This is a genomic window from Streptomyces sp. SD31 (assembly GCF_052068475.1).
Classification (GTDB): domain Bacteria; phylum Actinomycetota; class Actinomycetes; order Streptomycetales; family Streptomycetaceae; genus Streptomyces.
Window position 1 is genome coordinate 297,571 of the sequence record NZ_JBQHCX010000003.1, and the last position, 10,601, is coordinate 308,171.

Below are 10,601 nucleotides of genomic sequence, written 5' to 3' on the forward strand. Positions count from 1 at the left end.
CGCCGTCGTGTCTTCGCCTGTCAGCCCTGGCCCCGTTCAGGCTTCCCCCGTTGAGGCTCCGCCGTGCGCAGCCACCACCCGCTGGATCTACCCGGCCACGAGGACGTGGTAGATCCAGCGGCCTCACTTTCGCGTTCGAGTCATGTTGCCGTCAGCGTCCAGCGTCACCGAAGCCCGCGGAGTACTCGGCCGGCGCCTTCACCGCGATGCCGCAGTCATCAGCAGTCCTTGCGGATTGATCACGGTCCGGACTCCGGCACGCACCTTGGCTCCAGGTGCAGGAGTGAGTTTCCACCTGGATGCGATGGCGGCCAGTGCGAGAACGGCCTGCATCATGCCGAAATTGTCCCCGATACATTTTCGGGGCCCTCCGCCGAAGGGAATGAACGTTGCCCGCTCCGCCTCGGTCCGCGGCGTTTCGTTCCAGCGGCTCGGGTCGAAGACGTGCGGCCCCGGGAAATTTGTGGGCTGATGATGTATGAGGTAGGGGCTGCAGATAATCGTCGTTCCCCTCCCTATCTCGTAGCCGCCCAATTCTGTTTGGGTGGTGGTCACGCGAGTGAAAAGACTCCCCGGTGGGTAAATTCGCAGGGTTTCCGTGATGATGTTTCGGGTGTACGTCAGGTCGGCCAGGCAACTGCCAGTAGCCGGCGCCCCGGCCAGCACGGCGTCCACTTCCTTGTGCAGTGCGCCTTCGATGTCCGGCTGAGCGGCTATGAGATGCAGAGACCAGGCGAGTGTTGCTGCGGTGGATTCCACGCCGGCGAAGAAGAAGATCATTGCCTGGTCGACCACCTCGTCGTCCGTCAGCCTCTCCCCCTCTTGCGATGTCTCAAGGAGCGCCCCCAGGAGGCCCCCGGTGGTAGTGGCCCCAGTGCGATGCGTACGGATGGCCGCGGTCAGCGCTTGGCGGAGGCGAGCTCGCGCAGCACGGTAGCTCCGGTTGCCGGGAGTGGGCAGTTTCGCCATGGACGGTGGCAGAAACATCCTCCGGTAACTGCCGCGGGACAGTGTTCCGAAGTCCCGAAGCATTGTGGAAAGCTCATGTTCCGTGAAGGTCTGGCCCAGTATCGAGGCGACGATGGTCCGCGCGGTGACCTCCTGCATCTCCGCGAGGACGTCGATGGTCTGTCCGTCCACCCATCCGTTGATGGTCGAGTAGATCATCTCGGTCATCGTGTCGGCATATTGGGCCAGGCTTCCGCGGTTGAAGACTGGTTGAATCAGGCGTCGTTGACGTCGATGGGATGCATGCGGGCACAAGGCCAGCCCATTGCCGAAACCCTCCCTGACCCGGTCATACAGCAGGCCGCCCTTGTCGAACACTTTGTCGTTGAGCAGGACTTGACGTGTCAGTTGTGCGTCACACACGACCAGGGCTGCCATGGGCCCGATTCGGACCTCTACGACAGTGCCGTGCGAAGCCAGCGAGCTCAGGAACGGCAGCGGGGAGCGCAGCAGGGATGGCGCGTGGCCGATCAGCGGAAAGGATCCTGGCGCCCGAGGAATGCTGGCCCGGTTAGTCATGTTTTCCTCCCTGGGGCTGCGGGATCAGAGGTGCACGGCGCGGGGCACGGAGGCGAAGCGTCGGCTCGTCCTGTGGAATTCCAGGCTTCCGCTCACCCAATACCTGAGATTGGCGATGTAGCGCTTTCCCTCCGCGCTGAGGTGGCGAGCGATACGCTTCTCGGCGCGCAGGAACGTGGCCAGTTCGTCGTCGCGCCGCTTTCGGGCGTATGTGATGGCCGCAGCGGTCTCACACTGCCGTTGCTGTGCCACTGCGGTGATGAGGTTGGCAATCGCCGAGTGGTCTCCCTGTTCTTTCCAGTAGGAGAACAGGTCATTGTCCCAGGCAATAATTCTGTTGGCGGACCGGGAGAGCTGCTCCATGTCCGGATAGGCGCGTTCTTCCTCATGCAGGTGGTAGCGGTTGAGGATGGGAAAGAGCGCGAAGCAGGTGAGACAGCCGGAAGCCGACTCACGCATCGTGATGTAGTCGTCCAGAGCGGGAGTGTGTCCGGTGGAGCGGTACATGGTTTCCCACAGCTGCCCGTTCAGGTAGTCACGGACTGCTTCCGTCCAGCGGGCGAGTTGGGCAGGCGTGGCGTGTTCGGCGATACGGCACCGCAGGTCGAACAGAGCACGCGCGTAGTTCTCTTCGGGTCCCTCGCCAGGCGCGAAGCCCATCACGGCTCGCTTGAGTCGCAGTGTCAGATGAGCCATGTCCCACGCCTGGGCACCAGTTAACGCTTCATCGCACACACCGTCGTCAAAGGCGTACAGCCATACGTACCAGTCTCCGGCAAGCCGGAGGAGGTGGCGGTCCGTGTGCGGATTGGTCAGACCGAGCAGTGCCCCGATGTCGCATTTCTCAAGCCACTGGCGTCGTTCGCCGGCCACCAGCCCGTGCCCCTGCATCCACTGCACAGACGCGGCGAAGACGTCGCGGCCCCAGGCGTTCTCCTGCACCACGAAGGGTGTGGTCAGGCTGTCCTGAGTGCCACGGAGATGAGCATGAACACGATCCATTACCCCCTCCCGCAAATCCCCTCCCCCACCGAGGCGTATGCGCGCACCCATCGCGTTCTTGTCCATGCTGAGCACCTCTTTCTGGTCGGCTTGTTCCTCGCGACATGTACTGCGCTGCTTTGCCGGGCACGGGCTCTCGAGCCGGCCGGGGCGCAGTGCAGCAGCATCAGCCGCAGCGGATGCCCGGACGGGAAGAGCATGTGGCCGGCCACATCGCCGGCGGATGGCCCCGATTCACACAGCGGGGTCAACCCGCGAGACTCGGCCTCGACAAGCCGGACAGCGCATCCTCCAGGCCGGCGTGAGACCACCGTGGTGCGGCAGACGCCGGGGCAGCGGGCGGGGTCTTCGAATTCAGTGGGGTGTGCCTCCCGTCGGTTCCGTCGGGTGGTTGCACAGCGTGAGCGGGGTGTGGGTTCGCTCGGTTCCTGAAGCCGAATGCGTTACATGCTGCGAGCTCGGCGAGGTGAGGAGTTCGGGTGGGTGAACGTGGTCGGCGGCATGGGCGAAGAAGCGATGGCGGGCAGCGGAGATCGCTGAGTGGTCGGGGGTGATGTGCCTGCGGGTGACGGTCAGGCCCAGGAGGTCGCGCAGGAGTTCCCTGCTTTGCCGGGCCGCGCGGTTCTACCGGCCGTAGGCCATGTCCGTTTGCGCTGTCGGCGTGCCTGCGCACGGGCGTGCTCCAAGAGGGCCCAGACAGTGGCGCCCACGGTGGGCGATGACGGAACGAGTGGCACCACGGGCTCCCCCCCTCCACGGCGGCGCGAACAAGCCGCGCGACCTTCGGCCGTACACCCTTCTATCACATCGCAGTTCGGTCCAGACCGGAAGTGGCCGCCGTTGATTCAGGCATGAACATGTTGCACTCACATTTGAACAGTCCCCCGATCAGGACCCGCGCGCCCCCTTGCGGTCGGGGTCTGAGAGGCGACCGAGGTGAGTGAGAGACCGGAAGAGCTCGATACGCGCGTAGCGTCCGGTCCGGCGGTGGGGTGCCGTCCGCTCTGCCCCGATCCCACGCGCGGTCCAGTAGGCGAGTTCGGCGCACCCGCCGGCGAGCGCGATGCGCCGCACGTCCGAGCAGCCGGTCGGTGTCCGCGTCGGTGACGGCCCCCCGGTGCGTCGTCCTCGCCCGACCAGGCCTTGAGACACCCGTCGATCCGACAGCGCGCCTCGCTCTCCGACTCGGACCGTCGGATGTGCGACTGGTGCGGTCGGGACCGGCTCGTACCCCCGCTGTCAGTGCCCCCTCGTAAGCTTGATCTCGATGAGCCGCAGAAGCCCGATCCCCCCTTCTCCCCTGCCGCAGCGCGACGGGGTCGATCCAGTGCGGGTGAAGCTGCCGCAGGGGGTGGCGTGGGCGACCGTGCGTGATCATCTGGTGGAGCGGCTCCCGGCCGGGGCGGGCGTGATCGACGGGATGCTGGACGCGGGGCTGATCGTGGACGCCGAGGGGCGGGCCGTGCCGCGTGACATGTCGTACGTGCCAGGCATGTTCGTGTGGTTCCACCGGGAGCTGCCGTACGAGGTGCCGGTGCCGTTCGCACTGAACGTCGTATACCGCGACGAGCACGTCGTCGTCGTCGACAAGCCGCATTTCCTGGCCACGACACCGCGCGGCAGCCATGTCGCGGAGACCGCGCTTGCGCGGCTGCGCCGGGAGCTGGGCCTGCCCACGCTGGGCGCCGCCCACCGCCTGGACCGGCTGACCGCCGGGCTGGTCCTGTTCACGGTGCGTCCCGCGGAGCGCGGCGCGTACCAGTCGCTGTTCCGCGACCGGCTCATCACCAAGGAATACGAGGCAGTCGCCCCGTACGATCCGTCGCTCGCCCTGCCGCGCACCGTGCGCAGCCGGATCGTCAAGGAGCGTGGGGTCATGGCCGCGCGCGAGGTCGAGGGCGAGCCCAATGCCATCAGCGACGTGGAGTTGCTGGAACAACGGGGCGACGGGCTGGCTCGCTATCGGCTGAGGCCCCACACCGGGCAGACGCACCAGCTCCGGGTGCACATGAGCACCTTGGGGGTGCCGATCCTCGGCGATCCCCTCTATCCCGTGGTGACCGGCCCCGTGGCGGACGGAGACTTCCGGCGCCCGCTCCAACTGCTGGCGCGGGTCCTGGAGTTCACCGATCCGGTCACGGGGCGGGAGCACCGGTTCGTCAGCCCGCGTGTGCTGCGGGCCTGGTCGTCGTACGAGGAGTGGGCCAAGTAGCCTGCCCCGGCCGGCTCAGTCGCCGCGCCACCAGCGCAGGAGGCGCCGGAAGACGCCCGGCCGACGGGCCGGTTCGGGCATCGCCGCCGGCGTCGGAGCAGCGGGCTCCGCAGCCGTGGGCTGCGGCGAGCCGGCCTGCCAGTTGGTCGTGCGTTGCTGCGTCACAGGGTTGATGGAGGGGCGCTGCATGACGTCCTGCTGGGGCTTGGGCGCGAACCTGACCGGCAGTTCCACCAGGTGCCGGTTCATGATGGACGACCGCCAGCGCAGCTCGTGCTCCTGGCAGGCGAGTTGGGCATCCGGGAGGCGGGTCAGCAGCGCGTCCACGCCGACGTCGGCGATGGCGCGGCCGATGTCCTGACCCGGGCACTCGTGAGGGCCGCCGCCGAAGGCGAGGTGCGAGCGGTTGCCCTGCATACTGGCCTTGAGGTCCGGGCGGACTCGCGGGTCCACATTGCCCGGCGCGATGGCGAAGACGAGGCCGTCGCCCTTGCGGATGCGCTGGCCGCCCAGTTCGGTCTCCTGCTTGGCGACGTAGGGAAAGATGGTGCTGAACGGCGGCTCGTCCCACAGGGACTGCTCGACCGCCTCGGGCACCGTCATCTCGCCGCCCTTGAGCTGGGCGCGGAACCGCGGGTCGGTGAGTACCACGCGCAGTACGTTGGCGAGCAGGTTGGCGGTGGCCTCGTACGAGGTGATCAGGACGACACGCAGGTGCTGGCCGACCTCCTCGTCGGTGAGCCGGGCCGGGTGGTTGATCAGGTGGCTGGTGAAGTCGTCCTTGGGTTCGGCCCGGCGGCTGACGGTGAGCCGCATCAGGACGTCCATGATGTAAGCGTTGCTGGCGATGGCGGTCTCGGTGCCCTTGAGCAAGTCGCGGGCGGCCTGCACGATCCGGTCGTTGTATTCGTCCGGCATGCCGAGGATCTCGCACATCACCGCCATCGGCAGGTGCTCGGCGAACTGGCTGACGAGTTCGGCCCGGCCCTCCTCGCAGAATCTGTTGACGAGCTCCTGGGTCGCGCGGTTGATGTACCGGCGGATGCCTCGGTGGTCGATGGTCGACATGGCGCCGGTGACAGCGCCGCGCAGCCGCAGATGCTCGTCTCCCTCGGCATGGCAGCAGATGGGCTGCCAGGCGATGATCGGCATGAGCGGGTGATCGGGCTTGATCGTGCCGTCCTGCAGGGCGGTCCACAACCGGGTGTCACGGGAGAACTGCGAGGGTGTGCGCACCGTGTGCATGTTCTCGGCGTGGCCGAGCACGACCCAGATCGGCACGTCCTCGTGCAGCAGCGCGGGAGCCACAGGCCCGTACTCGGCGCGGAGCTTCTCGTACACGGCCCCCAGGTCCTCGGCCTCGGGGCCGTACAACCGGCGTAGCCCATCGGGGCCGATGCCGTGCGCGGGGCAACCGGGGGGCGGGGTGGCCGTGGGGTCGTCCATACCGGTCGGGGAGAAGGATTCAGGCGTCACGATGGTCGCTCCGAAGCTGAAGTGATTCCGGTGTACAGGAGGTGATGGGATCCCCGGCTTCGGGCGGTTCCGCGAAGCCGGGGACGTGGGGGCAGGACGTGCGCGGGACGGGGGCGTGTGGTGCCGTCACGGGGCGCGTCCGGCACCTGTGGGACGCGCCGGCACGGACGTACGCAACTCGGGGGACTCGTACGGCCGTGCGCCTCAGGCAACGCGTATGCGGCTCAGGGGATGTGAGCCGGCCGTACGGCTCGGGGACAGGACGGGGCGGCCGTACGGCTCGACCGGTGCGTGGCTCACGCGGGCGCCTTCGCCGTAGCCAGGCGGTGCAAGAAGTGCATCAGGGTCATCAGCACGTCGCGGCTGGAGGCCCGGCGGCGTACGTCGCACTCCATGATGGGGATCTCCTCGGGCAGGTCGAGTGCCGTACGGAGTTCGGAGACGGGGTAACGGGGCGCGTCCGGGAAGGTGTTGACGGCCACCACGAAGGGCACGCCGCACTCCTCCAGTCGCCCTATGACGTCGAAACTGACCTCGAGGCGGCGGGTGTCGACCAGCACGACCGCGCCCAGCGCGCCCTCGAACAACCCGTTCCACAGGAACCAGAAGCGTTCCTGGCCGGGCGTGCCGAAGAGGTACAGCACCAGCTGTTCGGTGATGCTGATGCGGCCGAAGTCCATCGCGACGGTGGTGGCCGTCTTGGTGTCCGAGCCGTAGTTGTCGTCGACGCCGATGCCGGCCTGCGTCATGGTCTCTTCGGTGGTCAGTGGCTTGATCTCGCTGACCGATCCGACCATGGTCGTCTTGCCGACTCCGAAGCCTCCCACGATCACGATCTTGACCGCGGCTTCGGCCGTGTGCGGCAGCTGGTCCTCGGTCCGTGGGCCGGGGAGGATGTCAGAGCCTTTGAAGTCCATGCATCACCGCTTCGAGAATTGAACGGTCGGCGACGGCCTGGCGCACGATCGGGGCGCGCGCCGTCACCAGTCCGGCCGTCAGCATGTCGGTGAGCACGACCGTCATCATGCTGAACGGCAGGTTGAGATAGGCCGAGAGCTCGGCCACGGACAGAGGGGCGGTACAGAGCCGGAGCAGCGCCGATTGTTCCGGCGTGGCGGAGGGCGGCGGGTCGGCGCGCGCCACGATTAAGGTGACGAGGTCGAGGTCCCCGTCGCGCTCGCCGCCGTCCGGGCCGGCCACCACGAAGAGCCGTTCCGGGTTCTTCTGCTTCCCGGTCTGGGCGGGTGGCGGTGGTGGAGGCGGTTGTTCCTTGGGAGATCGCCGCTGGCGTTGCGGAGGAGTCATACGGTCTGCCCGTTGCGCCGGGGCGGACTGGTGAGGTGGGCGCCGATGCGGGCGACCAGATCAGTCATGCGGTTGCTCATCCGGCCCGGTTCGGCGAACGTGTCGGAGAGCACCGCGAGATAGGCGTTGGCGCCGGCGGCCATCAGGTAGAAGTAGCCGCCGTTGATCTCGATCAGGACCATCTTCATCTTGCCGTCGCTCTTCGGGATCTCCGAGGCGACGGCGCTCGCCAGGCTCTGCAGGCCGGCGCAGGCCGCGGCGACGCGGTCGGCGGTGTCCGGGTCGCCGCCGTAACGGGCGATGCGCAGTCCGTCGGCGGAGAGCACCACGATCATCTGGATACCCGGTACGCCGTCGTGGAGCTCCTTGAGCATCCAATCGAAGTTTGCGCGCTGCTGAATCACTTGAGGTCCCCCTCCTCGTCGGCCTCGGGGCGGGCCGGTCGGGTTCGCGGTTTGAGTGTGAGCGGGTCCGGACCGTCCTTGAGTCCGTTCCAGAACGCCTCGACCCAGGCACCGGGGGCGGGCTCGTCCGCCGCCGGCTCGGGGTCGGGTTCGGGCTTGCGGGTCGACCAGATGGTCGGCCGGCCATCCCGTTCGGCCTGCTCGATGGCCGCCTGTTCGGCGATCCGCTTGCTGAGCGGGGTCTTGACCCGGCTGCGGCGCTGGGGCAGCCCATTGGCGGTCCACTCGGTGACGATCGGGATGTCGTCCGACAGGGAGGCCGCGGCGGGGAGCTTCGGGCTGGTGGGGCGCCGCTTCTTGGGGGCGCGCTTGGGGCCTTCGATCACATCGGGGCCCTCGGCCTTGGGCGCCGACCCGGCGCCGATGCCGTGGGCGAGTCCGGGCGCGGGGTCGGTGGTCATCATCTCGCGCGGCACCACGAGGACGGCACGGACGCCGCCGTAGGCGGAGGAGCGGAGCGAGACCTGCATGTTGAAGGCCGTGCACAGGCGGCCGACGACAGCCAGGCCCAGGCGCGGGGATTCGCCGAGGTCCTGGAGGTCGGTGCCCTGCTTGGCTCGCTCGAGCATGCCCTCGACCCTGGCGCGGGCCTCCTCGCTGAGGCTGACGCCGGCGTCCTCGATCTCGATCGCGACACCGGTCTGCACCTCGGTGGCGGTGACATGGACCTTGGTCTGCGGCGGCGAGTAGCGCGTGGCGTTGTCGAGGAGTTCGGCCGCGGCGTGGATGATCGGCTCGACGGAGATGCCGGCGATGTTGACCTTGACGATGGAGTCCAGGCTGATGCGGCGGTACTCCAGGATGCGGGACATGGCACCGCGCAGCACGCTGTACAGCGGTACGGGTTCGGGCCACTGGCGGCCGGGGCGGCCGCCGCCGAGCACGGAGATGGAGTCGGCGAGGCGGCCGATCAGCATGGTGCCGTGGTCGATGCGCAGCAGGTCGTCGAAGACCTCGGGGTTGCGGCCGTGGTCCTCCTCCATCTCCCTGAGTTCCACGGCCTGTTGGTGGACGATCGCCTGGACGCGGCGGGCGATGTTGACGAAGGAGCGCTGGGCGGAGTCGCGGATGGCTTCCTCGTGGTCGACGATGTCGACCATCGCCCTCACGAACTCGACCTGTACCGGCGGGAGTTGCGCGTAGGACGGGTCGATCTCGGCGAGGTCGCGCATCACCTCATAGGGTGAAGCGCCACAGCGCAGCCGGTGGATCGCGGCGGGCGTGATCTCCGTGGCCAGGCGGACCATCTCCGCGTCGTGGGCGGCGACGCGCCGTTCCAGATACGCGGTGTGACGGGCGTGCTCGGCCCGCGCCTCCCGCAGAGCGCGGCCGCGGCGCGCCGCTTCGGCCGCGGACACCAGCACCAGCACCAAGGCCACGGCACCGCACACGCCGACGGCCGTCCGGGCCGGTTCCGCCACCACGGCGACGGCGGCTCCGGTCGCCGCGGCCATCACTATGGCCGGCAGCAAAAGCACGCGCACGTACGGGAGTTCACGCCGACTGGGCGGGGATTGAACGCTCACCATGTGGGCCCTCTGAAATGAATCGGGTGGGTGTAGGGGGAGCTTGCAAGGGGGTATGTCATGGGTATGTCGGAATCTTCTGCATGATTGGGAACAAGCGCACGATTACACCTCAACTCGGTGCGCTGCGGGCGAGCTTAGTCCGACAGGATCATCGCCGTGTCATATTCAGCAAGCGCCTGAAATGACGCGTGTGACAGGAGTACGCTCGGCTCTTTTATACGCTAAGCTCACATTCGAACACGGTCCGTAACTGCGTTCGGATGCGCGAAGGACACTCACCGTGACGAGTGAGACACCAGCTTTCGACGAACCACCGACAGGGGTTCGCGCCGCTTCGGCCGGCCCCTCAGATCCCCGCGATGCGCAGCGCCGCGTCGGCCGTGGCCTCGGCGAACACCGACACCGGGCGCTCCGGGTCGGAGCGGTGGACGAGGATGACACCCTCGATCAGACCGAAGACCAGATCCGTACGCAGTTCCAGCTCGCTCTTGGCGAGTGCGCCGCCCGCGGCCGTGGCGGCGAGCAACTGGCGGTATGCGTCCTTGAGTTCGGCGCGCACGGCATGGAAGCCGGCGAAGCGTTCGGCACGCACCTCGGGCAGCAGATACAGCCCGCCGAGGTTGTGCGGGCCGCCGCAGAGCAGCTCCACATCCGCCCGACACAGCTCCCACAGCCGGTCCCCGGCCGGGGTCGAGTCATCGGCGAGGAGTTCACGGGCGTATGCGAGCGAAGGCGTGACCGTGGACTCCAGGAGCTCGGCGAGGAGTTCCTCCTTGCCGGAGACGTAGTGGTACATGGACGCCTGCCGCATGCCCGCACGCTCGGCGACGGCGCGGGTGGTGGTGGCGACATAGCCCCGGGTGGTGAACAACTCGGCAGCGGCCGCGAGGAGTTCGGCACGCGGCTCCAGCCCGCTGTCCGGCCGCCGAGCGGCCCGCGGTCTGCCGACCCGGCGACTGCCCGGCTCACCTGACGTACCCATGGGTTCGATCCTCGCACACGGGGGCGTACGACGATCTCCGCGAGGCCCCTCTCTCGAACCCCTGGTAACCGCCCGGCAACGCTGAGGCAATGCTCCCGACCCAC

General features: G+C 67.9%; 9 protein-coding genes. 1 reads left to right on the forward strand and 8 read right to left on the reverse strand.

Translation table 11 applies throughout. From position 1 onward, the window contains the following. Positions 1-198: 198 nt before the first annotated feature. Positions 199-1,527, reverse strand: a complete 1,329-nt coding sequence (locus tag ACTMVF_RS08775) for a cytochrome P450 (RefSeq protein WP_441270368.1) — start codon at positions 1,525-1,527, stop codon at positions 199-201. A 24-nt stretch (positions 1,528-1,551) separates the two neighbouring features. Continuing rightward, complete coding sequence (locus ACTMVF_RS08780; protein ID WP_441270369.1) at positions 1,552-2,595, reverse strand: terpene synthase family protein; 1,044 nt, start codon at positions 2,593-2,595, stop codon at positions 1,552-1,554. Positions 2,596-3,796: 1,201 nt separating this feature from the next. Here ACTMVF_RS08780 and ACTMVF_RS08785 point away from each other — a divergent pair. Continuing rightward, the gene (locus tag ACTMVF_RS08785) at positions 3,797-4,741 is read left to right on the forward strand and encodes an RluA family pseudouridine synthase (protein WP_441270370.1); all 945 of its coding nucleotides are present in this window, start codon (positions 3,797-3,799) and stop codon (positions 4,739-4,741) included. Between the two features lie 15 nt (positions 4,742-4,756). On the opposite strand, the gene ACTMVF_RS08790 is transcribed toward ACTMVF_RS08785, so the two are convergent. The 6 genes from ACTMVF_RS08790 to ACTMVF_RS08815 form a co-directional block, all read right to left on the reverse strand. Further along, positions 4,757-6,217, reverse strand: coding sequence for a cytochrome P450 (locus ACTMVF_RS08790; protein ID WP_441270371.1), 1,461 nt, complete (start codon positions 6,215-6,217; stop codon positions 4,757-4,759). A gap of 296 nt (positions 6,218-6,513) precedes the next feature. After that, a complete protein-coding gene (locus ACTMVF_RS08795; protein WP_441270372.1) occupies positions 6,514-7,134 on the reverse strand; it encodes a GTP-binding protein in 621 nt (206 codons plus the stop codon). Then, positions 7,115-7,522 carry a DUF742 domain-containing protein gene (locus ACTMVF_RS08800; RefSeq protein ID WP_441270373.1) on the reverse strand — a complete coding sequence of 136 codons (408 nt, stop codon included), beginning with the start codon at positions 7,520-7,522 and terminating at the stop codon, positions 7,115-7,117. Before ACTMVF_RS08800 ends, ACTMVF_RS08795 begins: the two co-directional genes overlap by 20 nt. Continuing rightward, positions 7,519-7,926 (reverse strand): roadblock/LC7 domain-containing protein, encoded by a 408-nt coding sequence (locus tag ACTMVF_RS08805; protein WP_062710000.1) that lies wholly within the window; start codon positions 7,924-7,926, stop codon positions 7,519-7,521. Before ACTMVF_RS08805 ends, ACTMVF_RS08800 begins: the two co-directional genes overlap by 4 nt. Then, a complete protein-coding gene (locus ACTMVF_RS08810; RefSeq protein WP_441270374.1) occupies positions 7,923-9,515 on the reverse strand; it encodes an ATP-binding protein in 1,593 nt (530 codons plus the stop codon). The genes ACTMVF_RS08805 and ACTMVF_RS08810 overlap by 4 nt, the downstream gene beginning before the upstream one ends. 346 nt (positions 9,516-9,861) lie before the next feature. After that, the gene (locus ACTMVF_RS08815; protein ID WP_441270375.1) at positions 9,862-10,497 is read right to left on the reverse strand and encodes a TetR/AcrR family transcriptional regulator; all 636 of its coding nucleotides are present in this window, start codon (positions 10,495-10,497) and stop codon (positions 9,862-9,864) included. Positions 10,498-10,601 lie beyond the last annotated feature (104 nt).

What these genes read in the sequence shown, in the direction of transcription:
- ACTMVF_RS08780 (WP_441270369.1), bottom strand. Translation starts at nt 2,595, where the DNA reads ATGGACAAGAACGCGATGGGTGCGCGCATACGCCTCGGTGGGGGAGGG.
- ACTMVF_RS08800 (WP_441270373.1), bottom strand. Translation starts at nt 7,522, where the DNA reads ATGACTCCTCCGCAACGCCAGCGGCGATCTCCCAAGGAACAACCGCCT.
- ACTMVF_RS08785 (WP_441270370.1), top strand. Translation starts at nt 3,797, where the DNA reads ATGAGCCGCAGAAGCCCGATCCCCCCTTCTCCCCTGCCGCAGCGCGAC.
- ACTMVF_RS08815 (WP_441270375.1), bottom strand. Translation starts at nt 10,497, where the DNA reads ATGGGTACGTCAGGTGAGCCGGGCAGTCGCCGGGTCGGCAGACCGCGG.
- ACTMVF_RS08810 (WP_441270374.1), bottom strand. Translation starts at nt 9,515, where the DNA reads ATGGTGAGCGTTCAATCCCCGCCCAGTCGGCGTGAACTCCCGTACGTG.
- ACTMVF_RS08795 (WP_441270372.1), bottom strand. Translation starts at nt 7,134, where the DNA reads ATGGACTTCAAAGGCTCTGACATCCTCCCCGGCCCACGGACCGAGGAC.
- ACTMVF_RS08775 (WP_441270368.1), bottom strand. Translation starts at nt 1,527, where the DNA reads ATGACTAACCGGGCCAGCATTCCTCGGGCGCCAGGATCCTTTCCGCTG.